The sequence below is a fragment of the Cellulomonas avistercoris genome (genome assembly GCF_014836445.1).
Taxonomy (GTDB): domain Bacteria; phylum Actinomycetota; class Actinomycetes; order Actinomycetales; family Cellulomonadaceae; genus Cellulomonas; species Cellulomonas avistercoris.
Genome location: NZ_JACSQV010000013.1, coordinates 117,389 through 143,774, shown reverse-complemented (window position 1 = coordinate 143,774; position 26,386 = coordinate 117,389). Strand labels below are relative to the sequence as shown.

Here is a 26,386-nt window from a genome sequence, read left to right as displayed (position 1 = left end):
CTCAGGCCCGCTTCTGGCGGACGATCTGCTCCTGCTCGACCTCGACGTCGGCGTCCTCGTCCTGGCCGCCCACGAGGGGGCTGCCGTCGAACGTGAGGAAGCCCAGCCGGAAGTCGTCGATCGCGTCGCCCAGGGCCTTCTCCGTCGCGTCCTCGAGCCTGCCCGTGTCGGCGATGGTCGACAGCACGTCGGTGTTGCGGCGCAGGTGGTCCAGCAGCTCGGACTCGAAGCGGCGGACGTCCTGGATCGGGACGTCGTCGAGCTTGCCCTTGGTGCCGGCCCAGATGGACGCGACCTGGTTCTCGACCGGGAACGGCGAGTACTGGCCCTGCTTGAGCAGCTCCATCAGGCGCGCACCACGCGTCAACTGGGCGCGCGACGCCGCGTCGAGGTCGGACGCGAACATCGCGAACGCCTCGAGCGAGCGGTACTGCGCCAGGTCGAGCTTGAGCGTGCCGGAGACCTGCTTCATCGCCTTGACCTGCGCGGCACCACCGACGCGGGACACCGAGATGCCGACGTCGACGGCGGGGCGCTGGTCGGCGTTGAACAGGTCCGACTGCAGGAAGATCTGGCCGTCGGTGATCGAGATGACGTTGGTCGGGATGTACGCCGAGACGTCGTTGGCCTTGGTCTCGATCATCGGCAGACCGGTCATCGAGCCCGCGCCCAGCTCGTCGGAGAGCTTGGCGCAGCGCTCGAGCAGACGGGAGTGCAGGTAGAAGACGTCACCCGGGTAGGCCTCGCGGCCCGGCGGGCGGCGCAGCAGCAGCGACACGGCGCGGTACGCCTCGGCCTGCTTCGACAGGTCGTCGAACACGATGAGGACGTGCTTGCCCTGGTACATCCAGTGCTGGCCGATGGCCGAGCCGGTGTACGGCGCGAGGTACTTGAAGCCGGCCGGGTCCGACGCGGGCGAGGCCACGATCGTCGTGTACTCGAGCGCGCCGGCCTCCTCGAGAGCGCTGCGCACCGCGGCGATCGTCGAGCCCTTCTGACCGATGGCGACGTAGATGCAGCGGACCTGCTTGCTCGGGTCGCCCGTCTCCCAGTTGGCCTTCTGGTTGATGATCGTGTCGATCGCGATGGCCGTCTTGCCGGTCTGGCGGTCGCCGATGATGAGCTGGCGCTGGCCGCGGCCGATCGGGATCATCGAGTCGATGGCCTTGAGGCCGGTCTGCAGCGGCTCGTGGACCGACTTGCGGGCCATGACGCCCGGCGCCTGGAGCTCGAGCGCGCGACGCCCGTCGGTCGCGACCTCGCCGAGGCCGTCGATCGGCTGGCCCAGCGGGTCGACGACGCGACCGAGGTACCCGTCGCCGACGGGGACCGAGAGCACCTCACCGGTCCGGCGGACCTCCTGGCCCTCCTCGATGCCGGTGAACTCGCCCAGGACGACCACACCGATCTCGCGGACGTCGAGGTTGAGCGCCAGGCCCAGCGTGCCGTCCTCGAACTTCAGCAGCTCGTTGGCCATCGCACCGGGCAGGCCCTCGACCTGCGCGATGCCGTCACCGGCCACCGCGACCCGTCCGACCTCCTCGGTCGCCGGGCCCTTGGGCTCGTAGGACTTCACGAAGCTGTCCAGCGCGGAGCGGATGTCCTCCGGCCGGATCGTCAGCTCAGCCATGGCGTTCTCCTCATCTGACGCACGCGCCGTGCGCGTGCGGTGTGTCGTGGGCCGGTGCTCCGGCGTTTGTCAGCCGGCCAGCTGCCGGCGTGCGTCGGCGAGTCGGGAGAGGACGGTCGAGTCGATGACGTCGGGACCGGACTGCACGCGCAGGCCTCCCACGACGTCGGGGTCCACCACGACGTTGACCTGGACGGCGCGCCCGAGGGCGCGTCCGAGCAGGTCCGCCAGACGAGCCGTCTGCGTCGGGGTGAGCGGCGAGGCCGCCACGACGGTGGCGACCTCCAGGCTGCGCAGCTCGGCGATCACGTCACCGACATGGTTCAGGGTCGTGACGTACCGACGCCCACGGGGGGCGACCGCTGCGCGGCGCGCCACCGCCAGGGTGATCGGGTCACGCTGGTCGCCGAGCAGACGCTCGACCAGCTCGCCCCGCGCCTGCGCCGGATAGGCGTCGTCCAGCAGGTACCGCCGCACCTCGCGCTGGCCGGCCAGCGCACGGGTGATCGCGAACAGCTCGCTCTCCACCCGCTCGAGCGTCCCGGCGCTCTGCGCCGACGACAGCAGCGCCACGAACCCGAGCCGCTCGGCCGCGTGCGCGAGGTCGGCGTCCGCCGACCAGCGCGAGCGCACGAGCGCCTGCGCGATCTCCACGGTGCGGGGGTCCGCACCGTCGAGCAGCCGTGCGACCAGCCCGCTCTTGGCGTCCGCCTCGAGCGAGGGGTCCGCGAGCGTGCGGCGCAGCGACCCCGACGCGTCGAGCGCGTCGACGAGGGCGAACAGCTCCTCGCCGATCGTGCGTGCCGGGCCGCCGGCGGCGCGGACGACCGGTGCGAACCGGTTCTCCACCGCCTGCAGCGAGGCGCGACTGGTCCCGCGCATCAGTTCCCCTTGCCTGCGCTCGTGGTGGTGCTGGCCTCGAGGTCGTCGAGGAAGCGGTCGACGACGCGCGAGCGTCGTGCCTCGTCCTCGAGCGACTCGCCCACGATCTTCGACGCGAGCTGCGTCGCGAGCGTGCCGACGTCGGCGCGCAGCGACACAGCGGCCTGCTGGCGCTCCGCGTCGATCTGCCGCTGAGCGGTCTCGGCGATGCGGGCCGCCTCCTCCTGGGCACGTGCCCGCGACTCGGCGAGGATCTGACCACCCTCGGCGCGCGCGTCCTCACGGATGCGCGCGGCCTCGGAGCGGGCGTCGGCGAGCAGCTGCTGGTACTCGGCCAGCTGCGCCGCCGCCTCGGCCTGGGCCGTCTCGGCCAGCGCGAGGCCACCCTCGATCTTCGACGTGCGCTCGTCGAGCACCGCCTGGAACTTCGGCAGCACGTACTTGTAGAACGCCACCGCGATGACCACGAGCACGATCGACGACCACAGCAGGTCGTAGCTGGCCGGGAGGAGCAGCTGGATGCCCTCGACCTCTTCGCCCGCAGCCGTCACGACGGCCGCGGAGACCGCGGCGCCGCTCACGTGAAGAGGAACCCGGTGATGAGGCCGAGGAGGCCGAGGACCTCGACGAACCCGATACCGATGAACATGGTGGTGCGGAGCTGGCCGGCGACCTCGGGCTGGCGTGCGATGCCCTCGACGGTCTTGCCGATGAGGATGCCCAGACCGATACCCGGGCCGAGCACCGCGAGGCCGTAGCCGACCGTCGCGATGTTCCCGGAGACGGCGTCGGCGGCGGCGAGGATCATGCTGGTGTCTGCCACGATGGCTCGTTCCTTCCGTTGGGTCCCCGGCCGGTCGGCCGAGGGCTCGTGCTCAGGTGCGGGACCGAGGCCCCGCGGGGGGTGAGGTCAGTGCTCGTCGGAGATCGACTGGCTGATGTAGACAGCCGCCAGGACGACGAAGATGTAGGCCTGCAGAGCCGCGACGAACACCTCGAACAGCGTGATCGCGAACCCGCCCAGGAGGCTCGGCACCGCGAACACGCTCATGCCCGACATCGAGCGGACGAAGAAGTCCGTCGCGGCGAAGCAGAGCACGAGCATGAGGTGGCCGGCCACCATGTTGGCCATGAGTCGGACGGCCAGGGTCACGGGCCGCAGGATGAACACGGTGAGGAACTCGACCGGCGTCAGCAGCACGTAGAGGAACGGCGGCACTCCCGGCGGGAAGAGGCTGGCCTTGAGGAAGCCCCCCAGGCCGTGCGCCCGGACGCCCGCGCCGAGGTACATGACGTAGACCCACAGCGCGAGCATGACCGGCAGGCCGATCAGCGCCGAGCCGGCGATGTTGAGGCCCGGGATGATGCCCGTGATGTTGAACGCGAGGATCGCGAAGAAGATCGTCGTGAGCAGCGCGACGTACTTGTGCGCCTTCTCCTTGCCGATGATGTCCTCGGCGACGTTCACGCGCACGAAGTCCAGCAGGAGCTCGACGACGTTCTGACCACGGCTCGGGACCAGCTTCGCCTTGCGGGCGGCGATCACCATGACCACCACGAGCGCCACGGTCGCGATCACACGGACGAGCTGCATCCGGTTGAACTCGAAGATGGTGCCCTCGAAGAGGAACGGCGCCGGGAAGAAGTCGGCGATCGTCGGGGTGTGGAAGCCGCTCTCGTCCGCGGCGAGCGGCAGGATCGTCGCGATGCTGGACAGTGCGGTCTCCTGTGGTCGTGATGGCCGATGCCGCCTCGTCGCGGGCACACCAGCAGCACCTGGCCGTCGTGGATGGGGGAAAGCCTAACCCATGGGTGACCTAGGTCCGGCCCTCCTCGTGGGCTCGTGTGGTGATGCGGATCACCGTCCGCCGGCACCGGGCTCGACGTACGGCACGCGGCCGTTGTTCACGGCCCGGAAGTCGAGGACGGCCGACGCGACGACCCCCAGCGCGAGCACCGCCGCGAGCACGCCCCGGGAGTAGAAGTCGTGGTCGCGCAGCAGCGCCAGGACGACCACCACGACCAGGACCTTGGCGAGCCAGGTCCCCATGACGACGGCCGCCATCGTGTGCGGCGGCGAGTGCAGCGTGCGCAGCATCGCGACCACGGTCGTCCCCGAGAAGACCAGCGCCAGGCCCACGCCGATGAGCGCTCCCCAGACGCCCGGCAGGCCGGCGACGAGCGCGCCGACGCCGACGCCGAGCACGGTCAGCGCGCCGAGCAGGACGCCCGTGTCGCGCAGCGCACGACGGAACACGCCCTCGGTGGGGTCCGGCGCGGGTGCGGGAGCGGGGTCGGTGGTCATGGCAGGGCCTCCACGGAGGTCGGGGTGCGCCCGCGCAGCGGGCCGAGGGTCAGGACCGTGGCCACGACGACGCCGACGCCGGTGGCGACGAGGACGGTCGTGGTCGACAGGACGGCCAGCGCCGCGACGCCGAACGCCAGCACGGCCGTCCAGACGTACATGATGGCGACGGCACGGCGGTGGCTGTGGCCGAGCGCCAGCAGCCGGTGGTGCAGGTGCAGCCGGTCGGGGTGGAACGGGCTCTTGCCGCGCAGCAGCCGCCGGACGATCGCCAGGCCCATGTCCAGCAGCGGCAGGACGAGGACCGCGATCGGCAGCAGGATCGGCACGAACGCCGGGAACCGCACGCGCTCGACGACCGCGAGGTAGTCGATCTGGCCCGTGACGACGATGGCCGCCGCGGCCATGACGAAGCCGAGCAGCATCGAGCCGGAGTCCCCCATGAAGATGCGGGCGGGGTACAGGTTGTACGGCAGGAAGCCCACGCACACGCCCACCATCACCCCCACCACGAGCGTCGCCAGGTTCGAGTAGTCGTCCCGGGTGCTGACCGTCAGCAGGTAGGCGTACACGAAGAACGCGGTGCCGCCGATCGCGAGGACCCCCGCGGCGAGCCCGTCGAGCCCGTCGACGAAGTTCACGGCGTTCATCGCGACCACCACCGACACCACGGTGACGAAGACCGCGGTGCGCGACGAGCCGCTCAGCACACCACCGATCGGGAGCTGGTAGAGCAGCACGCCCTGCCACGCCAGGAAGCCCGCCGCGAGGACCTGCCCCATGAGCTTGGTGAGCCAGTCGAGGTCCCAGATGTCGTCGGCCACGCCGAGCGCGCACACCAGCGCCGCGCCGCCGACGATGCCGAAGATGGGCCGTGGGTTCGCGTACACGGGCTCGAGGAAGGGCAGCCGCGACCCCATGAGCAGCGCCACCAGGAGGCCGGCGAACATCGCCATCCCCCCGAGCCGCGGTGTCGGGATCGCGTGCACGTCACGGTCGCGCACCGCCGTGATGGCACCCCAGCGCAGCGCGCACCACCGTGCCAGCGGCGTCGTCAGGTAGGTGACGACCGCGGCGATGACGGCGACGAGAACGTAGGTCCTCACGACGCGGGCGTCCCGCGGGTCTCCGGCGCCGGCGGCGGTGCCATGACGGGCGCCACCGCGGCGAGCGCCGCGAGGTCCACCGCGCCGAGCCGCACGACGCGCAGGACGTCGCCCGTGGCGTCGAGGATCGTCGACGCCACCCCGCCGGGGGCCGGCCCGCCGTCGAGGACCACGGCGACCGCGTCCCCGAGCTGCTCGTCGGCCTCCTGCGCCGTGGTCGCGGCGGGACGTCCGGTGAGGTTCGCGCTCGAGACGGCGAGCGGACCCGTGCGGCGCAGCAGCGCCAGCGCGGCCGGGTGGTCCGGCATGCGCAGCGCGACGGTGCCGTGCGTCTCGCCCAGGTCCCACGCGAGCGACGGCTGGGCCCGCAGGATGACCGTCAGGCCACCGGGCCAGAACGCCTCCGCCAGCGCGCGGACGGCGTCGGGGACGTCGGTCGCGAGGCCGTCGAGCGTCCGCACGTCCGGGATGAGCACCGGCGGCGGCATCTGCCGGCCGCGTCCCTTGGCGTCCAGCAGCGCCTGCACGGCACGCGGGTCGAACGCGTCGGCCCCGATGCCGTAGACGGTGTCGGTGGGCAGGACCACGAGCGCGCCACGGCCGACGGCGTTGACCGCCTCGTCGATCGCGGGGCCCCAGGTCGCCGGGTCGGTCGCGTCCTTGATACGGATGCTCACGCGGGCGAGTCTCCCACGATCACGTGTGCGACCCGCCGAGCGACGAGCGTGCGCGGGCGGCCCGTGAGGTCCGGCACGGTGCGCACGTCGGTGAACGCGCCCGTCGCGTCGGCGGCGGCGCGCGCCGCGACGTCCTGCACCTCGGCGTGCTCCATCACCAGCAGCCCGCCGGGCGCGAGCAGGCGGGCCGCCGCGGCGACGACGCCGCGCGGCACGTCGAGACCGTCGGCCCCTCCGCCGTACAGCGCCAGGTCCGGGTCGTGGTCGCGGACCTCCGGGTCGAGGGGCACCGCGTGCGGCGGGATGTAGGGCGGGTTGGACACCACGACGTCGACCGTGCCGTCGAGCTCGGCGAGGAGCGCGGGGTCGCGCACGTCCCCCTGCACGACCCGCAGGTCGGGGCCCGCGACCGCGGTCGCGTTGGCCCGCGCCAGCCCGACAGCCTCGTCGGACAGGTCGACCGCGACGACGCGGCTCGCGGGCACCTCGGTGTCGACCGACACCGCGATCGCACCCGTGCCGGTGCACAGGTCGACGACGAGCGGACGCCCGCCGCGCGCGGCGACGGCCGCGGCCTCGTCGATCGCGAGCTGCGCGACCGTCTCCGTCTCCGGCCGCGGCACGAACACCCCCGGCTCGACGCGCAGCGTGACGTAGCGGAAGACGGTGTGCCCGACGATGTGCTGCAGCGGCTCGCGCGCGCGGCGGCGCTCGACGAGCTCCGCGTACCGCCGCGCGAAACCCTCCGGCAGCGGCGGGGGCAGCACGAGCTCCACGCGCGGCAGACCCAGGGCGCACGCCGCCAGCGCGATCGCGTCGTGCCGCGCGGAGGGCACGCCGGCCTCGGCGAGCACCGCGGTCGCGCCCTCGACGTACGCCCGCAGGCCCGGGCCGGTGCCGTGCGCCGTGGCCGTGCCGCTCACGCGCCACCACCGCCCGCGGCGGCCAGGCGCGCGGCGTCGTCCGCCTCGACCGCCGACGCGATGACGGGTCCGAGGTCGCCGTCGAGCACCTGGTCGAGGTTGTACGCCTTGTAGCCCGTGCGGTGGTCGACGATGCGGTTCTCCGGGAAGTTGTACGTCCGGATGCGCTCCGAGCGGTCCACCGTGCGGACCTGCGAGCGGCGCGCCTCGCTCGCCGCGGCCGCCGCCTCCTCCTGCCGGGCCGCGAGCAGCCGCGCCCGGAGCACGCGCATCGCCTGCTCGCGGTTCTGCAGCTGGGACTTCTCGTTCTGCATCGACACGACGATCCCCGTGGGCAGGTGCGTGATCCGCACCGCCGAGTCCGTGGTGTTGACCGACTGGCCACCGGGTCCGGACGAGCGGTACACGTCGATCCGCAGGTCGTTGACGTCGACGTCGACGTCACCCTCGTCGTCGGCCTCGGGGAAGACCATGACCCCGGCGGCCGACGTGTGGATGCGCCCCTGGGACTCGGTGACCGGCACGCGCTGCACGCGGTGCACGCCGCCCTCGTACTTCAGGTGCGCCCAGACGCCGTCCTCGGGGGCTCCAGCGGTGCGGGCCTTCACCGCGACCTGCGCGTCCTTGACGCCGCCCAGGTCCGACGGGGTCGCGTCGAGCACCTGCACGCTCCAGCCCTGGCGCTCGGCGTAGCGCGTGTACATGCGCAGCAGGTCGCCCGCGAACAGCGCGGACTCCTCGCCGCCCTCCCCCGCCTTGACCTCGAGGATGACGTCGCGCGCGTCGTCCGGGTCGCGCGGCACGAGCACGCGGTGCAGCCGGTCGGCCGCCTGGGCCGCGGCGGCCTGCAGCGCGGGGACCTCGACCGCGAAGGCCTCGTCCTCGGCCGCGAGCTCCGCGGCCGCCTCGGCGTCCTCGGCCGCGGCGCGCCACTGCCGGTACGCCTGCACGACACGGCCCAGCTCGGCGTAGCGCCGGCCGAGCCGGCGTGCGCGCGCCGCGTCGGCGTGCACGGACGGGTCCGAGAGGTCGCGCTCGATCTCCGCGTGCTCCACGAGCATCGCCTCGACGGCGTCGAGCTGCTCCACGTCCTGTCCTCCCACTGGCCGACGACCCGCGCGGCCGACGGCCGCACACAGCGACAGCGCCGGTGCGCGGGCGGACACGGCCATGGAGGGCCGTCGTCCGCCGGTCGCACCGGCGCTGCGGAGGAGCTAGTTCGCCGTCTTCTTGCCGTAGCGGGCCTCGAACCGGGCCACACGGCCACCGGTGTCGAGGATCTTCTGCTTGCCCGTGTAGAACGGGTGGCAGGCGCTGCAGACGTCGGCGTGGATCTTGCCGCTCGTCACCGTCGAGCGCGTGACGAACGTGCTGCCGCAGGTGCACGTGACCTCGGTGAGGACGTACTCCGGGTGGATACCAGACTTCACGGGGGTTCTCCTTGGGTTTCGTCTCCGGGTCCGGACGCGCGTACCGCGCCGGTGAACCGCAGACCGACGGACCATTGTGCCAGAACGGCGGGCGGCCGCGAAAACTTCCCGCCCCGCGGAGTCAGGACGAGCCGTCCGTCCCCACCACGTGGCCGACCGGGACGGTCGCACCCGACCGGGCGGGACGCCGACGGCCCCGCACCGGGTGGGGTGCGGGGCCGTCGCGTGCCGGCGTAGGAGGTCAGACGACCTTGCCGACACCCTCCTCGAGGGCGGGGCCGTGGCCCGGCGTGGTCTTCTGCACCTGCAGCAGGAACTCGACGTTGGACTTGGTCTCGCGGAGCTTGCCGAGCAGCAGCTCGATGGCCTGCTGCTGGTCGAGGCCGCCGAGCACGCGACGCAGCTTGTAGACGATCTTCAGCTCGTCGTTGCTCATGAGGACCTCCTCGCGGCGGGTGCCGGACGCGTTGACGTCCACCGCCGGGAAGATGCGCTTGTCGGCGAGCGAGCGCGAGAGCCGCAGCTCCATGTTCCCGGTGCCCTTGAACTCCTCGAAGATGACCTCGTCCATCTTCGAGCCCGTCTCGACCAGGGCCGAGGCGAGGATCGTCAGCGAGCCGCCGTTCTCGATGTTGCGCGCCGCGCCGAAGAACCGCTTGGGCGGGTAGAGCGCCGAGGCGTCGACGCCGCCGGACAGGATGCGGCCCGAGGCGGGCGCCGCGAGGTTGTAGGCGCGCGACAGGCGCGTCAGCGAGTCGAGCAGCACGACGACGTCCTGACCGAGCTCGACCAGACGCTTGGCCCGCTCGATCGCGAGCTCCGCCACGATCGTGTGGTCGGACGCGGGACGGTCGAAGGTCGAGGCGATGACCTCGCCCTTCACGGTCCGCTCCATGTCGGTGACCTCTTCGGGGCGCTCGTCGACGAGCACGACCATGAGGTGGACCTCGGGGTTGTTGGTCGTGATCGCGTTGGCGATCTGCTGCATGATGATCGTCTTGCCCGCCTTGGGCGGCGCGACGATGAGGCCGCGCTGGCCCTTGCCGATGGGCGCCACGATGTCGATGACCCGCGGCGTCAGACGACCCGGCTCGGTCTCCAGGCGCAGCCGCTCCTGCGGGTACAGCGGCGTCAGCTTGCTGAACTCGGGGCGAGTGCGCGCCTCGTCGGGGTGCGTGCCGTTGACGCTGTCGAGCCGGACCAGCGCGTTGAACTTGTTCGGGCGGTTGCCCGCCGCGGGCGTCTGCTCGCCCTCACGGGGCTGGCGCACGGCACCGGTGATCGCGTCACCCCGGCGCAGGCCGTTCTTCTTGACCTGGTTGAGCGAGACGTACACGTCGTTCGGCCCCGGGAGGTAGCCCGTGGTGCGCACGAACGCGTAGGAGTCCAGCACGTCGAGGATGCCGGCCACGGGCAGCAGCACGTCGTCCTCGGTCACCTCGACCTCGTCGAGGCCCGCCAGGTCGCCCTGGCCCGTCCGGGTGCGGCCGCGCTTGCGGTCGCGGTCCCGGTCGCGGAAGCGGTCCCGCGAGCGCCGACGGCGACCGCCGCGCTCGTCGTCGTCCAGCCGGTCGTTGGCCGCCTGGCCCGCCTGCGGGGCCGGGGCGCCGTTCTGGCCGGCCGCCCGACGCTCGCCCTGCTGGTGCTCGCCCTGCGGACGCTCGCCCTGCGGACGCTCGCCGGCCTGACGGTCGCCCTGCTGACGCTCGCCCTGCTGACGCTCGCCGTTCTGGCGGGCACCCTGCGGCCGATCCGCCTGCTCGTCCTGCTGCGGCGCACCCTCCGGCGCCGGCGGCGCACCCGCGCCACGACCCGCACGGCGCGAGCGGCGCTCGCCCGTCACGGACGCGGCCGCGTCGGCGGCACGCACGGCTCGGTCGTCGCGCTGCTCGGCCGGCGCGAGGCGCGCGTCCAGCGCGGCCTCCAGACCGGCGAGCGCGTCGCGGCCGCCGCCCGAGCGCTCCCGGGTGCGCGGCGTGCGCTCCGCCGGGGCGTCCTCGACCGGTGCGGTCGTCGGGGCGCTCTCCTCGACCACGACCCGGGACCGACGCGCCGTCGCGCGCGCCTCGGCGGCCTGCGGCCGCTCGCCGGAGCGCGCGGCGGAGATCGCCTGCACCAGGTCGCCCTTGCGCATCTTGCTCGTGCCCTTCACGCCGAGCTGGGACGCGAGGGCCTGGAGCTCCGGAAGCCGCATCGCGGAGATGCTGCCGGAACCTGAGCCGCCCGTGGTGGCCGTGGCGGCGTCGATGGTGTCTGTCACGAAGGATCCTTCCCCTCGGCGGGGCCCGCCCGGTCCGCCCGGGAGGGGGCCTGCGCCCGGTCGACGTGACCAGACGGAGTGGTGCCACGCGCGTCGCGTACGACGACGTCTGCTGGCGCGGGCGGGATGTTCCCCTCGTCGTCGACTCGCGACCGTCCGGCGGGATCCAGGAGGTGGTCGAGAGCCGGGGACTGTGGCGGGTCCACCGGCGGATCACGTTCGGATCCACAGGGGGCCGGAGGACGAGGTCCGGGGAACGCGCAAATCCTAGCACCGCGGGGTCCGCGACCGGCGCGGTCCGTGCCGGTTCACCCCCACGGACGGGCGTGCCCGGCGCGGACGACTCAGTCGAGCATGGTCGTGACCGAGCCGCCCTCGACGTCCACATCCAGCGGCAGCACGCGCCACCCCGCCATGACGCCGCCGAACACCTCGGTGATCGCGCCGTCCGCGTCGGTCCCGCGGCCGGCACCCTCCGGACGCCTGCGGGCCAGGGCGAGGACGGTCGGCCCGGCGCCGGACACGGTGGCGGCCACGCCGCGCGCGCGCAGGGCGTCGACCAGCGCGAGCGACGCGGGCATCACCTGGCGCCGGTAGCCCTGGTGCAGCCGGTCACCGGTCGCGGCCAGGAGCAGGTCCGGTCGCCGCCCGAGTGCCTCGACGAGCAGCGCGGCCCGGCCGGCCTGCCACGCGGCGTCGGCGTGGGGCACCTGCGCCGGCAGGACGCCACGTGCGGCGTGCGTCGAGAGCTGGCCCGGCGGGATGATCGCGACGGGCGCGAGGTCGGGGTGCACGGCGAGCCGGGCCGCGCGCACGGCCGCGGCCGACCCGGCGGCCGGCTCGTCCGTCCACGCGACGGTCAGCCCGCCCAGCAGCGCAGGGGCGGCGTTGTCGGGGTGCCCCTCGAGCTGCGTCGCGAGCGCGAGGGCGACGTCGTCGTCCAGCGCGTCCGGCTCGGAGACCAGCCCGCGGGCGGCCAGGATCCCCGCGACGACGGCGGCGGCCGACGAGCCGAGCCCGCGCCCGTGGGGCACGCGGTTGCGGCACACCAGGTGCAGCCCGGTCTGCGGCGCCCCGACGTGGTCGAGGGCGAGGCGCAGCGCGCGGACCACCAGGTGCGTCTCGTCGCAGGGGACCGTCCCCGCACCCTCGCCCTGCACCTCGACCCGCACGTCGTCCGTGCCGAGCGCCCGCACGTCGAGCTCGTCGTGCAGGCCCAGGGCGATGCCCAGCGCGTCGAAACCCGGACCGAGGTTGGCGGACGTGGCGGGGACGCGGACCCGCACGCGCGCAGCGCGCAGACGCACCGCCGCTCAGCCCAGGCCGAGCGCGTCGGCGATGGAGACGACGTCGGTGGACAGCCGCTGCGGCTGCACCTCGCTGCCGTCCGCCGTGCGCAAGGCCCACTGCGGGTCCTTCAGGCCGTGGCCCGTGACGGTGACGACGATGCGCGCGCCCGCCGGGACCAGGCCCCGCTCGGCGCGGGCCAGCAGACCCGCGACACCGGCCGCCGACGCGGGCTCGACGAAGACGCCCACCTCGGCGGACAGCACGCGGTGGGCCGCGAGGATCTGCTCGTCGGTCACGGACTCGATCACGCCGCCCGACACGTCGCGCGCCTCCTCGGCCTGCTGCCAGGACGCGGGGTTGCCGATGCGGATCGCGGTGGCGATGGTCTCGGGCGCGTCCACCGGGTAGCCCAGGACGAGCGGCGCGGCGCCGGCCGCCTGGAAGCCCCACATCGCGGGGGTGCGCGTGGCGACCGCCGCCAGGCCCGCGCCCGCGTCGAGGCCCGCGTACTCGCGGTAGCCCCGCCAGTACGCGGTGATGTTGCCGGCGTTGCCCACGGGCAGGCAGTGGATGTCGGGGGCGTCGCCCAGCGCGTCGACGATCTCGAACGCGGCGGTCTTCTGCCCCTCGATGCGGTCGGGGTTCACCGAGTTGACCAGCTCGACGGGGTACGCCTCCGCGAGCTTGCGTGCCGCGATGAGGCAGTCGTCGAAGTTGCCGTCGACCTGCAGCAGGCGGGCGCCGTGCGCGATCGCCTGGCTGAGCTTGCCCATCGCGATCTTGCCGTCGGGCACGAGCACCGCGCACACCATGCCCGCGCGCGTCGCGTAGGCGGCGGCCGACGCGGACGTGTTGCCCGTCGACGCGCACACCACGGCCTGCGCGCCGCGCGCCGCGGCGGCCGAGATGGCCGTCGTCATGCCGCGGTCCTTGAACGAGGCCGTCGGGTTCATGCCCTCGACCTTGACGTGCACGTCGGCGCCCGTGAGCTGCGAGAGCGCGGGGGCGTGGACGAGCGGCGTGCCGCCCTCCCCCAGCGTGACGACGCGCTCCTGGACGTGGGCGGGCAGACGGTCGGCGTACTCGGTGATGACGCCGCGCCACTGGTGGGCCATGGGGTGGAGCTCCTCGCTCTGGGGGTGGGCTTCAGAGCACCGGCAGCACGGACACGACGCGTCGCACGACGTCGAGCACGGAGACCGCCTCGACCGTCGCGCGCAGCGCACGGTCCGGGGCCGTGTGCGTGGTGATGACGAGGGTCGCGGAGGCGTCGTCGCCCGAGGTCTGCAGCGTCTGGCGCACCGACTCGATCGACACGTCCTGCGCCGCGAGCTCGGACGCGACGCGCGCGAGCACGCCCGGCCGGTCGTCGACCTCGAGGCGCACCTGGTAGCGCGAGCGCGCCTCGCCGCCGTCGAGCACCGGCAGGTCCGCGTGCGACGACTCCACCGGGCCCTTGCCGCCGAGCACGCGGTGCCGGACCACGGAGACGAGGTCGCCGAGGACCGCCGACGCCGTGGGGGCGCCGCCGGCGCCGCGGCCGTAGAACATGAGCTCGCCCGCGGCCTCGGCCTCGACGAACACGGCGTTGAACGCCTGGCGCACGCCGGCGAGCGGGTGGTCGGACGGCACGAGCGTGGGCTGCACGCGCACGAGCACGCCGTCGCGGCCCTCCGCGGTGCGTGCCCGCTCCGCGACCGCGAGCAGCTTGAGCACGTGGCCGGTGCGCTCGGCCCACGTGACGTCGTCGGCCGTGAGCGCGGTGATGCCGACGCGGTCGACGTCCCCGAGCGCGACGCGCGTGTGGAACGCGAGCGACGCGAGGATCGCCGCCTTGGCGGCGGCGTCGTAGCCCTCGACGTCGGCGGTCGGGTCCGCCTCGGCGTAGCCCAGGGCCTGGGCCTCCTTGACGGCCTGCTCGAGCCCGAGGCCCGCGGTGCTCATCGAGTCGAGCACGTAGTTGGTCGTGCCGTTGACGATGCCGACCACGCGCAGGACGGTGTCGCCGGCCAGCGACTCGCGCACCGGACGCACGATCGGGATGGCGCCCGCGACGGCCGCCTCGAAGTACAGGTCGACGCCGGCCGCGTCGGCCGCGTCGTACAGGGCGGGGCCGTCCTGGGCGAGGAGCGCCTTGTTGGCGGTGACGACGGACGCGCCGTGCTCGACGGCGCGCAGCACGAGCGTGCGCGCGGGCTCGATGCCGCCCATGAGCTCGACGACGACGTCGGCCTTCTCGACGAGCGACTCGGCGTCCGTCGTGAGCAGGGAGCGGTCGACGACCGGGTCGCGCTCGGCGTCGAGCGAGCGGACGGCGACGCCGACCAGCTCGAGGCGGGCGCCGGCGCGTGCGGCGAGCTCGTCGCCCTCGGTGACCAGCCGGCGCACGACCTCCGTGCCGACGACGCCGCAGCCGAGGACGGCGACACGCAGGGGCGGGTGGGTGCCGGGGCTGAGGGCCACGCAGGTGCCTTCCGAGCAGGGCGGTCGACGGTGCCGCCGGGGGTGGGTCGTCGGGCCGGGTGCCGCGGGGCGGCGCCTGGGTCGCCGCCCAGGATAGGGCGGACGGGGAGCCGGACGTCGCGGCCGTCCGGGCTACGGGCGGAGTCGTCCTGGACGCACGGTCTTGTTAGGCGAGGCTCACCTGATCTACGGTGGTGTCCTGACGAACTGTCAGCAACACATGTCGCCGCCGCGCGCAGCACCCACGGGAGCCACCCTCATGACCGCCACGACCCCCGACCAGGTCCTCGAGCCCGCGCCGGACGCGACGCTCTCGGCCGCGCTGCGCGCCGGGACCCGGCAGGACCACGAGGACGCCGAGCGCTCGGCGTTCGTCGAGCACCTCGTCGGCGGCACCCTGCCGCTCGCGGGGTACGTCGACCTCGCGGCCCAGCAGCACGCCGTGTACAGCGCGCTCGAGGCGGCCGGCGACCGACTGGTCGCCGCCGGCGCCGACGCCGGCCTGGTGTTCCCCGAGCTCGTGCGCGTGCCGGCCATCGAGGCGGACCTCACCCACCTGCTCGGTGACGACTGGCGCACGCAGGTGCGCCCGCTGCCCGCGACGACCGACTACGTCGCGCGCCTCGAGGCCGTCGGCGACGACCTGCCCCGCTACGCCGCCCACGCCTACACCCGGTACCTCGGCGACCTGTCCGGCGGGCAGATCCTCAAGCGCATGATCGAGCGCCACCACGGGCTGAGCGGCGCGGGAGTGTCCTTCTACGACTTCCCGCAGATCCACAAGCTCAAGCCGTTCAAGGACGTGTACCGCGACCGGCTCGACGCGCTCGACCTGACGCCCGCGCAGCGCGACGAGGTGGTCGAGGAGGCCCGCGTCGCCTTCCGGCTCAACCGTGCCCTGTTCGTGGACCTCGCGGCCGTGCACGTCGCCTGACCCCGATGCCCGCAGGACCCCGGCGCGCTCGACGCGCCGGGGTCCTCGCGTCTGCGGGGAACGACGGACGGGGGCGGCACCGAGCGGCGCCACCCCCGTCCGTCGTCCTGACGTCAGGCGGTCGTGGTCCCCCGGCGCCGGCGTGCGACGCCGACCATGAGAGCCCCGAGCAGCACGAACGCCACCGACGCGCCGACGCCCGACAGCGCGTCGGCACCGGTCGTCGCGAGCCCCGTGCTCGCGTCGCACTCCACCTGCCCGCCGAGCGGCAGCGTGAACGACACCGGGTCGAGCGCCTCGCCGGCCGTGTAGAAGCCCGCGAAGCCCGTCGCACCGGCGGCCGTGAGCGTCGCCGGGACGCCGCTGTACGCCACCCGGCCGTCGCCCACGGTCCGCTGCCCCGCGGACAGCGCGAGCGTCGCGAGGGTCACGCGCGACGTGCCGTCGGCGTTCGTGACGGTGGCGGTGAGCACGGCCGACGTGGCACTGGTGACCTGCACCCGCGGGTCGGCGATCGTCAGGGCCAGCGTGCCGTTGTGACCCGAGAACGCGACGCGTCCGGACCACGCGGCAGCGCCCGCCGGGCCGTCGGGGTTGAAGCGACCGCTGCCGCCGGACCACGTCCACGGCCCCGTCCCGGACACGCCGGACGGCGTGATCGTGCCGCGCGCCACCGGGCCGGCGACGTACGTGCGGAAGCTGTCCCGCACGCCCCACGTCAGGCTGGCACCGCTGACCGAGCGCGCGACGCACCGGGGCTGCGCGGCCGTGACCGTGATCGCCTGCCGCAGCGTCTGGTCCGCGCCGACGAGCACGAGCGTGTGCCGCCCGGCGGGGGTCGACGCGGGAACGGTGAACTGCGCGGTCACGACGCCGGAGGCGTCCGCGGTCAGCCCGCGCGCGAGCACGACGGGCGTGGAGTGCAGCTCCAGCCGGATGCCCTTCTCGCCCGGGCGGAAGCCACCGGCCGTGAGGCTCAGCTCACCTCCCGCGACGACGGCACCGGACGTCAGGCCCTCCACGACCAGCGGCGCGGGCGCGGCCGGAGCCGGTGCGGGTGCCGGCGGCGTGGCGGGCAGCTGCGGCACGCCGTCGAACGACAGCGGCGTGCTCGTGTCCAGCGACCGGTCGCTCGACCCGTGCGCCGCCATCGTGACGACGTGGAACGGCGTGGTGGCGTGGTCGTACGTGACGCCGTTGCTGACGTAGGTCGGGCGGACGCCCGTGAACCGGACCGTGAAGGTGCCGTCCGCGGCGAGCGGTGCCATGTCGCCCACGGCGGTCGTCACGCGCGGGTTCACCCACGTCGCGGCCTGGAACGTCGAGGCGTCGAGGTACCACGCGTCACCCAGCCGGGGGCCGACCGCGACGTACAGGCCGTTCGCCGCGACGCCCGCGCCGAAGCCCGTGCCGCGCACGGTCAGGTCGAGCGAGCCGTCGGTCCGCAGGACGCGGTCGACCGTCACGGCCGGGCCGACCGGCTGCTCCGGGGTCGGGGTGGGGGTCGGCGTCGGCGTGGGCTCCGGCGTCGGCGTCGGCGTGGGCTCCGGCGTCGGCGTCGGCGTCGGCGTGGGCTCGGGCGTCGGCTCGACGAACGTCAGCGGCGTGAACGTCTCGTACGCCGCCACCGCCGCACCCGAACCCGCGTACGTGTAGATCCCGTACCGCGCACCGGCCACCGGCGACTTCGCGTCCAGCTCCGCCTTGTCGACCTGCAACGTCGCGGTGAACGACCCGTCCTCCCGCAGCTCGATCGCACCCGCGGACGCACCACCGATCGTCGCCATCGAGTCCGCCGGGACCGCCCAGCTCGTCGCCGCGGCCTTCCGCGCGCTCGACGACGCACCCACCGACGGCTGCCACACCTCGGGGAACGCACCGAACACCACGTACGCACCGGCCGCACGACCCGCCAGCGGCGGACGCGCACCGGTCGCCAGCGACGGCAGGAAGCCCGTGCCCTCGACCGTCACCGCCGTCACGCCCCCGACCGGCAGCTCCGTGCGCGACACCTGCACCGCAGGCGCCGGGGCGGGCGCCGGGGTCGGCGTCGGCTCGGAGGTCGGCGTCGGAGTGGGCGTCGGCGTGGGCTCGGGCGTCGGCTCGACGAACGTCAGCGGCGTGAACGTCTCGTACGCCGCCACCGCCGCACCCGAACCCGCGTACGTGTAGATCCCGTACCGCGCACCGGCCACCGGCGACTTCGCGTCCAGCTCCGCCTTGTCGACCTGCAACGTCGCGGTGAACGACCCGTCCTCCCGCAGCTCGATCGCACCCGCGGACGCACCACCGATCGTCGCCATCGAGTCCGCCGGGACCGCCCAGCTCGTCGCCGCGGCCTTCCGCGCGCTCGACGACGCACCCACCGACGGCTGCCACACCTCGGGGAACGCACCGAACACCACGTACGCACCGGCCGCACGACCCGCCAGCGGCGGACGCGCACCGGTCGCCAGCGACGGCAGGAAGCCCGTGCCCTCGACCGTCACCGCCGTCACGCCCCCGACCGGCAGCTCCGTGCGCGACACCTGCACCGCAGGCGCCGGGGCGGGCGCCGGCTCGGCCGACGCGGGCGCGGCGGCCGCGAGGCCTCCGGCGCCCAGGACGAGCGCGGTGAGCGCCCCGGTGACCGCGCGCGCGGCGCGGACCGTCCTTCGTGGGTACATCGTGTTCCTCTCTCGGGGACGGACGTGCGAGCGGGTGCCGGTGGCGCGTGGCCGGGCCGGCGTCAGGGAGGTCGGGGGGGTCACGCGGCGGAGCCGCGACGTCGCGCACGCCACCACACGGCACCGGCGGCCGCGGCGAGCACCGCGGCGCCGCCGGCGAGTGCCGGCAGGAGGGCGGAGCCGCCCGCGTCCGCGTCGTCCACCGCGTCCCCCACCGCGGCCGCGACCGTCGGTTCGGCGGTCGGGCTCGGCGCGGGGTCGGACGGCTCGGTCGCGGACGGCTCGGTCGTCGGCGTCGCGGGCGCGTCGTCGGACGCGAAGGTCACGGGGGTGAACGTCTCGTTGGTGGCGTTCTCGACGCCGTGCGCGCCGATCGTCAGGACGCCGCACGTGACCTGCAGGCAGTCGATCTCGCTCGTGCCGCCCGCGGCGTCCAGTGCCGCGAACCGGGCACCTGGCACGGTGACGGTGGCGCTGAACGACCCGTCCTCGCCGAAGGTGCCGCCGTTCGCCTCGACCGCCGTCTGCGACCCGGGGAACGCGACGAAGACCTGGTAGCCCGCGTTGTCGCGCGCCGCCTCGTCCACGGCGTAGCGCAGGTCCGTACCCGTCGCACCGCCCTGGCTGGGCCGCCACGTGCCGCCCGCGGGGTCGTCGACCCACCCGAACAGCACGTACAGGCCGCCGAAGCCTCCGGTCACGACCTGGAACCCGGACCCGGTGACCTGCAGGGACGTCGGCTCGCCCGCAGGCAGGCCGTCGACGCGGTCGACGGTCACGGACGCCGTCGAGGGCGCGGCCGACGCGGGCGGGACCGTCGCGACGAGAGCGGCGGACGCGAGGACGGCGGCGGTCAGGGCCGGCCGACGCAGGACGGGGGTCATGGGGTCTCCTGGGTGGGGGCGGGGGGCGCGGCGTCGCGGGGCGCGCGCACGGGCAGGACGACGATCTCGGCGGGCGCGCCGGGCACGCCCGACGGCCGGTGCCACACGTCGACCGGGTGCTGGTAGACCGCCGAGAGCAGGTCCGACGTCAGGACGTCGGCCGGTGCGCCGTCGGCCCGGACGCGCCCGTCGGCGAGCACGACGACGCGGTCGGCCCACGCCGCGGCGAGCGTGAGGTCGTGCAGCACGACGACGACGGCGGCGCCCTCCCGCGCGGCCTGCCGCACGCGCGCGAGCAGCGCCTCCTGGTGACGCACGTCCAGCGCGGCCGTGGGCTCGTCGAGCAGCAGCACGGGCGCCTGCTGGGCGAGGGTGCGGGCGAACGACGTGCGGGCCTTCTCGCCGCCGGACAGCGTGGGGAACGTGCGGGCCGCCAGGTGGACGACGTCCGCGTCCGACATGGCCGCCGCGACCACGGCGTCGTCACCGTCCTCCTGCGGCGTGCCGCGCCACGGGTGCCGCCCCATGTGCACGACCTCCTCGACCCGGAACGGGAAGGACAGCCGCGTCTCCTGCAGCATGACCGCCCGCCGCCGGGCCAGCCGCCGCAGGTCCTGCGCCTGCAGCTCGACGCCGTCGAGCAGGACGCGCCCCGCGTCGGGACGCGGGTCGCCGCCGAGCACCGACAGCAGCGTCGACTTGCCGGCCCCGTTCGGCCCGACGAGCGCGACGACCTCACCGGCGGCGACCTCGAGGTCGACGCCGTCGAGGACCGTGTGGGCGCCGTACGCGACGCGGACGCCCTCGGCCCGCAGGACGCTCATGCCCACCCTCCGGCCGAGCGGCGGGTGCGGCGGATCAGCCAGAAGAAGAACGGCCCGCCGACGAGCGCCGTCAGCATCCCGATGGGCAGGTCGGCGTAGGGGACGGCGGTGCGCGCCACGAGGTCCGCGCCGACGAGCAGCACCGCTCCCCCGAGGGCCGAGGCCGGCACGAGCACGGCGTGCGACGGCCCCACCAGCATGCGGACGAGGTGCGGGACGACGAGCCCGACGAACCCGATGACGCCGCAGAACGCCACCGCGGCGGCCGTGAGGACCGCGACCACGACGACGGCCCCGACGCGCAGCCGCTCGACGTCGACGCCGAGGTGCCGCGCCGGCCGCTCGCCGAGCGCGAGCAGGTCGAGGCGGTGGCTCATGAGGACGGCGGCGACCAGCCCGACGAGGACGAGGGGCGCGACGACGGCGACGTACACCCAGCGCGTGCCGTTGAGGCTCCCGAGCTGCCAGAAGACGATCTGCTCGCGCGCCTGCGTGTCACCCAGGAAGGTCAGGAACGCGACCGCGGCACCGCCGACGGCGTTGACGGCGACACCCGTGAGCACGAGCGTCACGACCTCGGTACGCCCTCCGCCGCGTGCGGTCAGGTACACCAGCAGCGTGGCCGCCAGCCCGCCGACGAACGCGAGCAGCGCGACCGTCCACGGCCCGGCGAACGTCCAGCCGGTCACGATGACGAGGCACGCGCCGACGGCGGCACCGGAGGACACCCCGACGATGCCCGGGTCGGCGAGCGGGTTGCCGAAGACGCCCTGCAGCACGGCACCGCCGGTGGCCAGCGCCGCGCCCACCAGCATCGCCATGACGACGCGCGGGAAGCGGATCGTCCACAGCGCCTGCTCGCCGTGCTGGTGCGCGGGCAGGGGCCCGACGTCCAGGCCGAGGCGGTGCAGCACCGAGCCGAGCACCTCGGCCGGTGGCACGCGCAGCTGGCCCGTCCCCGCGGCGACGACCGCGAGGACCACGAGCGCCACGGCCAGCCCGACGAACAGCGCGCTGCGGCGCCAGGCCGTGCCCCGCTGCGGCGCAGCGACGGCGCCGGCGGGCGCGCTCACGGCTGCCCCGGCGCGTACAGCGCGACCGCGAGGGCGTCGAGCACGTCGGCCGTGGTCGGACCGAAGCTGAGGACCTGCGAACCCTCCATGTCGACGATCCGCCGGCGCTCGCCCGCGGGCGTGCTGGCGATCGCGGGCAGGCGGTCGAGCAGGCCGTCGACGCCACCGACGGAGGTCAGGCCGTCCGTCATCATGAGGATGACGTCGGGAGACGCCGCGACCAGCCCCTCGTCGTTGACGGGGCGCATGCCGCGCCAGCCGATCTCGTGCGCGACGTCGACGCCACCGAGCGCCTCGATGAGCGCACCGGAGCCCGACCCCTCGCCGAACATGTAGTAGATCCCCGCCTGGCCGCGCACGTAGAGGAAGACGATCCGCAACCGGTCGGCCGGGTCGGCGGGCGCGACCTGCGCGATCTGCGCGACCTTCGCCTCGATCTCGGCCTGCGTGCGCTGCGCGAGCTCCTCGCCCGCGGCGCCGACGCCGAGGCCGGCGGCGACCTGCCGCACGAGGTCGGGCGCACCGTTCACGTCGCGGTGCGAGTCGACGACGACCACCGGGATCCCGGCCTCGCGCACCTGCAGCACGACGTCCCAGGGGCCGAGCGTGGTGTCGGTGACGATGACGGTCGGCGCGAGGTCGAGGATCGCCTCGGCGGACAGGTCGTGGCCACCCGCCGTGACGAGCGGTCGGTCGGCGACCTCCGCGAAGCCGGACGACAGGTCGCGACCGACGACGCGGTCGCCGAGCCCGAGCTCGAAGACGGTGCGGGCGAGGGTGCCGTAGACGTCGAGCGCGAGGATGCGCGAGACGTCGTCGACGGTGACCTCGGTGCCCTGCGCGTCGGTCACGGTCACGGGCAGCCGCGGGTCGGGGTCGTCGGTGACGGGCCGGACGGAGGCGTCGGCCACGACCGCGGTGGCGGGGCCGGTCGCGACCCTCGGGTCGTCCACCGGCGTGACGTCGGCGAGGCGTCGGCCGCCGTCCGCCTCGGCGGCGACGGCGTCGCCGGGGCCGGAGCAGGCCGTCGTCAGCACGACGAGCAGCGTCGCCATGGTCGCGAGCAGGGTCGCACGCGCGCGCACGCCGTTCACCGCCTTCGTCCGGGGGACGCGGCGCGAGGGCGCCGCCAGGCGAACCTAACCTAGGTAAGGCTCACCTACCAAGGCGCGGACGGAGTGGAGTAGGACACACGTCCTGCTGGCGACGGGGCCGTGACCAGGGCGAACCGGTGCGGATCGGACCGCTCAGGTCGCGGAGACGTCGAGCGCCAGGAGGTCGTCCACCGTCTCGCGACGCACCAGCACCCGCGCCTCCCCCGCCGTCACCGCGACGACGGGCGGTCGCGTCAGCAGGTTGTAGTTCGAGGCCATGGAGCGCCCGTACGCGCCCGTGGCGGCCACGGCGAGCAGGTCCCCCGCGCGGACGTCGCCCGGCAGCTGCACCTCGTGGACGACGACGTCGCCGCTCTCGCAGTGCTTGCCGACGACCCGCGCGAGCACCGGCTCGACGTCCGACAGCCGCGACACGATCTCGGCGTGGTACTGCGCGCCGTACAGCGCGGGACGGATGTTGTCGCTCATGCCGCCGTCGACCGACACGTACGTGCGGACGCGACCGTCGTCGAGCCGCACGGGCTTGACGGTGCCGACCGTGTACAGGGTCAGGCCCGCGGGCCCGACGATCGCGCGCCCCGGCTCGATCGACAGCCGCGGCAGCGGTGTGCCGAGCTCGCGCGCAGCGTCGGCGACGGCCTGCACGACCTCCTTGGCGATGCGGTCCGGGTCGAGCGGGACCTCGCCGGGCAGGTAGGCGATGCCGTACCCGCCGCCGAGGTCGACCTCGTCGACCAGGACGCCCGTGCGGTCGTGCAGCTCCGCGCGCAGCGCGAGCACGCGCTGCGCGGCCACCGCGAACCCGGAGGCGTCGAGGATCTGCGAGCCGATGTGCGAGTGGATCCCGAGCAGGTGCAGCTCGGGGTGGTCCAGGACGCGGAGCAGCCCGGTGAGCGCCGGGCTGTCGCCGCCGTCGGGGCCGGACGCGAGCGAGAGCCCGAACTTCTGGTCCTCGTGCGCCGTCGAGATGAACTCGTGCCCCCCGGCGTGCACGCCGGTCGTCACGCGGACCATGACGGGGGCCGGCGCACCGCCCGGACCGCGGTGCGTGCGCACGAGCGCGGCCAGGCGGTCCACCTCGACCAGCGAGTCGACGATGATGCGCCCGACCCCGGCGTCGAGGGCGGCACGCAGCTCGTCGTCCGACTTGTTGTTGCCGTGCAGGCCGACGTGCGCGCCCGGGACTCCGGCCGCCAGCGCGACCGCCAGCTCCCCGCCGCTCGCGGTGTCGACGCGCAGGCCCTCGTCGTGCACCCAGCGCGCGACGGCGCGCGTCAGCAGCGCCTTGCCCGCGTAGTACACGTCGACCCCCGTGCCGAGCTCGGCGCACGCGGCCTCGAACGCCTCGCGGTAGCCGCGGGCGCGGGCCCGCAGGTCCGCCTCGTCGAGCACGTAGGCGGGCGTGGCGTGCGTGGCCGCCAGGTCGCGCACGTCGACGCCCGCGACGCGCACGGCACCGTCGGCACCCCGCACGACGCCCGTCGACCAGGGCAGGCCGAGCGGCTCGCTCACATCCGCTCCGGGGCGCCGACCCCCAGCAGGCCCAGCGCGTTCGCAAGCACCTGGCGCGTCGCGTCGTTGAGCCACAGCCGCGTGCGGTGCGCGTCGGTGACGGCCTCGTCCCCGAAAGGCACGACGCGCAGCTTCTGGTCGTACCACTTGTGGTACGCCCCGGCGACGGCCTCGGCGTAACGGGCCACGCGGTGCGGCTCGCGCAGGTCCGCCGCCTGCGCGACGACCCGGGGGAAGTCCGCGAGCAGCCCGAGCAGCTTGGCCTCGGACTCGTGGTCGAGCAGCGAGGCGTCGAACCCGTCCTCGCGGCGCACGCCCGCGTCGGCGGCGTTGCGTGCGACGGCCGCCGTGCGGGCGTGCGCGTACTGGACGTAGAACACGGGGTTCTCGTTGGTCGCCTTGGTCAGCAGGTCGAGGTCGAGGTCGATCTGCTGGTCGGACGACGAGCGCGACAGCGCGTAGCGCGCGGCGTCCACGCCGACGGCCTCGACGAGGTCGTCGATCGTGACGACGGTCCCGGCGCGCTTCGACATCCGGACGGGCTCGCCGTTCCGCATGAGGTTGACGAGCTGGCCGATGAGCAGCTCGAGGTGCACGTGCGGGGTGTCGCCGAAGGCCGCGCAGACGGCCATCATGCGGCCGACGTAGCCGTGGTGGTCCGAGCCCAGCATGATGACGACACGGTCGAACCCGCGCTCGCGCTTGTCGAGGTAGTACGCGATGTCACCCGCGATGTAGGCGGCCTCGCCGTCCGACTTGATGACGACGCGGTCCTTGTCGTCGCCGAAGTCGGTGGTGCGCAGCCACAGCGCGCCGTCCGCCTCGAACATGTGGCCGCTCTCGCGCAGGCGCGCGACGGCCCGGTCGACGGCCCCCGACTCGTGCAGCGAGTCCTCGTGGAAGTAGACGTCGAAGTCCACGCCGAAGTCGTGCAGCGACTGCTTGATCTCGCCGAACATCAGCTCGACCCCACGTGCACGGAACGCCTCGCGCGCCTCGTCGTCGGGCAGCGTGCGCGGGTCGGGCTCACCGGCCGCGAGCGCGTCGGCGATGACGCGGTCGGCGATCTCGGCGATGTACTGCCCGCCGTACCCGTCCTCCGGCGCCTCCTGGCCGCGCGCGCGGGCGACCAGCGACCGCGCGAACCGGTCGATCTGCGCGCCGTGGTCGTTGAAGTAGTACTCGCGCGTCACGTCGGCGCCCGACGCGGTCAGCACGCGCGCGAGCGCGTCCCCGACCGCGGCCCAGCGCACGCCGCCGATGTGCAGCGGCCCCGTCGGGTTGGCCGAGACGAACTCGAGGTTGACCTTGAGCCCCGCGAAGGTGTCGTTGGTGCCGTACGCCGCACCCTGCTCGACGATGCCGCGCGCGAGCTCGCCGGCCGCCGCCGCGTCGAGGCGGATGTTGAGGAACCCCGGGCCCGCGATCTCGACCGCGGCGATGCCCGGCACGCCGCCCAGGCGGCGGGCGAGCTCCTCGGCGAACGCGCGCGGGTTCACGCCGGCCTTCTTGGCGAGCTGCAGCGCGACGTTCGTGGACCAGTCGCCGTGCTCGCGCTGACGGGGTCGCTCGATGTGCACACGGGCCGGGATCGCGGCCGGGTCGAGGGCGAACGTGCCGTCGTCGACGGCGTGCACGAGAGCGCCGCGCAGTGCGTCGGCGAGCTGGTCGGGAGTCACGGTCCCAGGGTAGGCGACCGGCGCGGGCCGCCTGCGACAGGATTCGCCCGTCGAGCCGACACACTGGGGGCGTGCTCGCCGACCTCCTGCCGCCCGGCGTCGTCGGGGTCGAGGCGTTCGGGGCGTCCGCCGCGGCCCCGCTGCTCGGTGACGAGGCCGCCGCGGTCGCACGGGCCGTGCCCGCGCGACGCGCCGAGTACGCCGCCGTGCGGGCGTGCGCGCGCGACGCTCTGGAGCTGCTCGGGGCCGGCCGGCCGGCCGTGCCGAGCGCCCCGGACCGGTCGCCGGTGTGGCCCGCGGGCGTCGTCGGCGCCCTGACGCACTGCGACGGCTACCGCGCGGCCGCGGTCGCGCGCGCCGACGCGTGGGTGGGCGTCGGGATCGACGCCGAGCCGCTCGCAGCCCTGCCCGCGGGCGTGGCTGACCTCGTGATGTCGCACGACGAGCGGGCCGCGCACGCCGCCGGGACGTGGCCCGAGCGGCTCGTCTTCTCCGCCAAGGAGTCCGTCTACAAGGTGTGGTCCCCGGCCGTCGGCACGTGGCTCGGCTTCGAGGACGTGAGGATCGGGGTCGGTGACGGCGTCTTCACCGCGCACGTGGACCGCCCCGGTCTGGGGGTCGACGTGCTGCACGGCCGCTGGGCGGCGGGGCGCGGTCTGGTCGTCACCGCGCTCGCGCTGCCGCGCTGACCTGCGGACGCTCGCGCGCGACACGCCGGGGGCGCTGCAGGCGT

The 26,386-nt window shown here is 74.6% G+C and carries 24 protein-coding genes; 2 read left to right on the top strand and 22 right to left on the bottom strand.

The genetic code is table 11. The features are described 5' to 3' along the window. Nucleotide 1: 1 nt before the first annotated feature. The 15 genes from atpA to H9657_RS14910 form a co-directional block, all read right to left on the bottom strand. On the bottom strand, nucleotides 2-1,630 hold the full coding sequence (gene atpA / locus H9657_RS14980; RefSeq protein WP_191784214.1) for a F0F1 ATP synthase subunit alpha: 1,629 nt from the start codon (nucleotides 1,628-1,630) through the stop codon (nucleotides 2-4). A gap of 69 nt (nucleotides 1,631-1,699) precedes the next feature. After that, entirely contained in the window at nucleotides 1,700-2,512 is an 813-nt protein-coding gene (locus tag H9657_RS14975; protein ID WP_191784213.1) for a F0F1 ATP synthase subunit delta, read from the bottom strand. Further along, complete coding sequence (locus tag H9657_RS14970) at nucleotides 2,512-3,093, bottom strand: F0F1 ATP synthase subunit B (protein WP_191784212.1); 582 nt, start codon at nucleotides 3,091-3,093, stop codon at nucleotides 2,512-2,514. The genes H9657_RS14975 and H9657_RS14970 overlap by 1 nt, the downstream gene beginning before the upstream one ends. Next, the gene (gene atpE / locus H9657_RS14965) at nucleotides 3,090-3,320 is read right to left on the bottom strand and encodes an ATP synthase F0 subunit C (protein ID WP_089803054.1); all 231 of its coding nucleotides are present in this window, start codon (nucleotides 3,318-3,320) and stop codon (nucleotides 3,090-3,092) included. Before atpE ends, H9657_RS14970 begins: the two co-directional genes overlap by 4 nt. A 102-nt stretch (nucleotides 3,321-3,422) precedes the next feature. Further along, a complete protein-coding gene (gene atpB, locus H9657_RS14960) occupies nucleotides 3,423-4,277 on the bottom strand; it encodes a F0F1 ATP synthase subunit A (protein ID WP_404813167.1) in 855 nt (284 codons plus the stop codon). Between the two features lie 93 nt (nucleotides 4,278-4,370). Continuing rightward, nucleotides 4,371-4,817, bottom strand: coding sequence for a hypothetical protein (locus H9657_RS14955; protein ID WP_191784211.1), 447 nt, complete (start codon nucleotides 4,815-4,817; stop codon nucleotides 4,371-4,373). Then, nucleotides 4,814-5,923, bottom strand: a complete 1,110-nt coding sequence (locus H9657_RS14950) for an MraY family glycosyltransferase (RefSeq protein ID WP_191784210.1) — start codon at nucleotides 5,921-5,923, stop codon at nucleotides 4,814-4,816. The genes H9657_RS14955 and H9657_RS14950 overlap by 4 nt, the downstream gene beginning before the upstream one ends. Further along, the gene (locus H9657_RS14945) at nucleotides 5,920-6,600 is read right to left on the bottom strand and encodes an L-threonylcarbamoyladenylate synthase (RefSeq protein ID WP_191784209.1); all 681 of its coding nucleotides are present in this window, start codon (nucleotides 6,598-6,600) and stop codon (nucleotides 5,920-5,922) included. The genes H9657_RS14950 and H9657_RS14945 overlap by 4 nt, the downstream gene beginning before the upstream one ends. Continuing rightward, nucleotides 6,597-7,523, bottom strand: coding sequence for a peptide chain release factor N(5)-glutamine methyltransferase (gene prmC / locus H9657_RS14940; RefSeq protein ID WP_191784208.1), 927 nt, complete (start codon nucleotides 7,521-7,523; stop codon nucleotides 6,597-6,599). The genes H9657_RS14945 and prmC overlap by 4 nt, the downstream gene beginning before the upstream one ends. Continuing rightward, a complete protein-coding gene (prfA, locus tag H9657_RS14935) occupies nucleotides 7,520-8,584 on the bottom strand; it encodes a peptide chain release factor 1 (protein WP_404813169.1) in 1,065 nt (354 codons plus the stop codon). Before prfA ends, prmC begins: the two co-directional genes overlap by 4 nt. Nucleotides 8,585-8,737: 153 nt before the next feature. Further along, nucleotides 8,738-8,953: a 50S ribosomal protein L31 gene (gene rpmE / locus H9657_RS14930; protein ID WP_191784206.1), complete on the bottom strand. Its 216-nt coding sequence runs from the start codon at nucleotides 8,951-8,953 to the stop codon at nucleotides 8,738-8,740. Between the two features lie 241 nt (nucleotides 8,954-9,194). Continuing rightward, nucleotides 9,195-11,213 (bottom strand): transcription termination factor Rho, encoded by a 2,019-nt coding sequence (rho, locus tag H9657_RS14925; protein ID WP_191784205.1) that lies wholly within the window; start codon nucleotides 11,211-11,213, stop codon nucleotides 9,195-9,197. Between the two features lie 344 nt (nucleotides 11,214-11,557). Further along, entirely contained in the window at nucleotides 11,558-12,520 is a 963-nt protein-coding gene (thrB, locus tag H9657_RS14920) for a homoserine kinase (protein ID WP_191784204.1), read from the bottom strand. A 6-nt stretch (nucleotides 12,521-12,526) separates the two neighbouring features. Next, the gene (gene thrC / locus H9657_RS14915) at nucleotides 12,527-13,618 is read right to left on the bottom strand and encodes a threonine synthase (RefSeq protein ID WP_191784203.1); all 1,092 of its coding nucleotides are present in this window, start codon (nucleotides 13,616-13,618) and stop codon (nucleotides 12,527-12,529) included. A 31-nt stretch (nucleotides 13,619-13,649) separates the two neighbouring features. Continuing rightward, nucleotides 13,650-14,966: a homoserine dehydrogenase gene (locus H9657_RS14910; RefSeq protein WP_191784202.1), complete on the bottom strand. Its 1,317-nt coding sequence runs from the start codon at nucleotides 14,964-14,966 to the stop codon at nucleotides 13,650-13,652. 259 nt (nucleotides 14,967-15,225) lie between these two features. On the opposite strand from H9657_RS14910, the gene H9657_RS14905 reads away from it, so the two are divergent. Then, entirely contained in the window at nucleotides 15,226-15,900 is a 675-nt protein-coding gene (locus H9657_RS14905; RefSeq protein ID WP_191784201.1) for a biliverdin-producing heme oxygenase, read from the top strand. 113 nt (nucleotides 15,901-16,013) lie between these two features. Here the strand turns inward: H9657_RS14905 and H9657_RS14900 are convergent, their stop codons facing one another. The 7 genes from H9657_RS14900 to argS all read right to left on the bottom strand — a co-directional run bounded on the left by H9657_RS14900 (nucleotide 16,014) and on the right by argS (nucleotide 25,653). Beyond that, on the bottom strand, nucleotides 16,014-18,566 hold the full coding sequence (locus tag H9657_RS14900; protein ID WP_191784200.1) for an HtaA domain-containing protein: 2,553 nt from the start codon (nucleotides 18,564-18,566) through the stop codon (nucleotides 16,014-16,016). An 80-nt stretch (nucleotides 18,567-18,646) separates the two neighbouring features. Continuing rightward, nucleotides 18,647-19,450 carry a hypothetical protein gene (locus H9657_RS14895; RefSeq protein WP_191784199.1) on the bottom strand — a complete coding sequence of 268 codons (804 nt, stop codon included), beginning with the start codon at nucleotides 19,448-19,450 and terminating at the stop codon, nucleotides 18,647-18,649. Then, entirely contained in the window at nucleotides 19,447-20,274 is an 828-nt protein-coding gene (locus H9657_RS14890) for a heme ABC transporter ATP-binding protein (protein ID WP_191784198.1), read from the bottom strand. Before H9657_RS14890 ends, H9657_RS14895 begins: the two co-directional genes overlap by 4 nt. Further along, on the bottom strand, nucleotides 20,271-21,347 hold the full coding sequence (locus H9657_RS14885) for a FecCD family ABC transporter permease (RefSeq protein ID WP_191784197.1): 1,077 nt from the start codon (nucleotides 21,345-21,347) through the stop codon (nucleotides 20,271-20,273). The genes H9657_RS14890 and H9657_RS14885 overlap by 4 nt, the downstream gene beginning before the upstream one ends. Continuing rightward, nucleotides 21,344-22,432: a heme/hemin ABC transporter substrate-binding protein gene (locus H9657_RS14880; protein ID WP_318241530.1), complete on the bottom strand. Its 1,089-nt coding sequence runs from the start codon at nucleotides 22,430-22,432 to the stop codon at nucleotides 21,344-21,346. Before H9657_RS14880 ends, H9657_RS14885 begins: the two co-directional genes overlap by 4 nt. Nucleotides 22,433-22,594: 162 nt before the next feature. Next, the gene (lysA, locus tag H9657_RS14875) at nucleotides 22,595-23,974 is read right to left on the bottom strand and encodes a diaminopimelate decarboxylase (protein ID WP_191784196.1); all 1,380 of its coding nucleotides are present in this window, start codon (nucleotides 23,972-23,974) and stop codon (nucleotides 22,595-22,597) included. Next, the gene (gene argS, locus H9657_RS14870; protein ID WP_191784195.1) at nucleotides 23,971-25,653 is read right to left on the bottom strand and encodes an arginine--tRNA ligase; all 1,683 of its coding nucleotides are present in this window, start codon (nucleotides 25,651-25,653) and stop codon (nucleotides 23,971-23,973) included. The genes lysA and argS overlap by 4 nt, the downstream gene beginning before the upstream one ends. A gap of 71 nt (nucleotides 25,654-25,724) precedes the next feature. Between argS and H9657_RS14865 the strand changes: the two genes are divergently transcribed. Then, nucleotides 25,725-26,342, top strand: a complete 618-nt coding sequence (locus tag H9657_RS14865) for a 4'-phosphopantetheinyl transferase family protein (protein ID WP_191784194.1) — start codon at nucleotides 25,725-25,727, stop codon at nucleotides 26,340-26,342. Nucleotides 26,343-26,386 lie beyond the last annotated feature (44 nt).

What these genes read in the sequence shown, in the direction of transcription:
- atpA (WP_191784214.1), bottom strand. Translation starts at nt 1,630, where the DNA reads ATGGCTGAGCTGACGATCCGGCCGGAGGACATCCGCTCCGCGCTGGAC.
- H9657_RS14975 (WP_191784213.1), bottom strand. Translation starts at nt 2,512, where the DNA reads ATGCGCGGGACCAGTCGCGCCTCGCTGCAGGCGGTGGAGAACCGGTTC.
- atpE (WP_089803054.1), bottom strand. Translation starts at nt 3,320, where the DNA reads ATGATCCTCGCCGCCGCCGACGCCGTCTCCGGGAACATCGCGACGGTC.
- H9657_RS14955 (WP_191784211.1), bottom strand. Translation starts at nt 4,817, where the DNA reads ATGACCACCGACCCCGCTCCCGCACCCGCGCCGGACCCCACCGAGGGC.
- prfA (WP_404813169.1), bottom strand. Translation starts at nt 8,584, where the DNA reads ATGCTCGTGGAGCACGCGGAGATCGAGCGCGACCTCTCGGACCCGTCC.
- thrC (WP_191784203.1), bottom strand. Translation starts at nt 13,618, where the DNA reads ATGGCCCACCAGTGGCGCGGCGTCATCACCGAGTACGCCGACCGTCTG.
- H9657_RS14905 (WP_191784201.1), top strand. Translation starts at nt 15,226, where the DNA reads ATGACCGCCACGACCCCCGACCAGGTCCTCGAGCCCGCGCCGGACGCG.
- H9657_RS14900 (WP_191784200.1), bottom strand. Translation starts at nt 18,566, where the DNA reads ATGTACCCACGAAGGACGGTCCGCGCCGCGCGCGCGGTCACCGGGGCG.
- H9657_RS14895 (WP_191784199.1), bottom strand. Translation starts at nt 19,450, where the DNA reads ATGACCCCCGTCCTGCGTCGGCCGGCCCTGACCGCCGCCGTCCTCGCG.
- H9657_RS14890 (WP_191784198.1), bottom strand. Translation starts at nt 20,274, where the DNA reads ATGAGCGTCCTGCGGGCCGAGGGCGTCCGCGTCGCGTACGGCGCCCAC.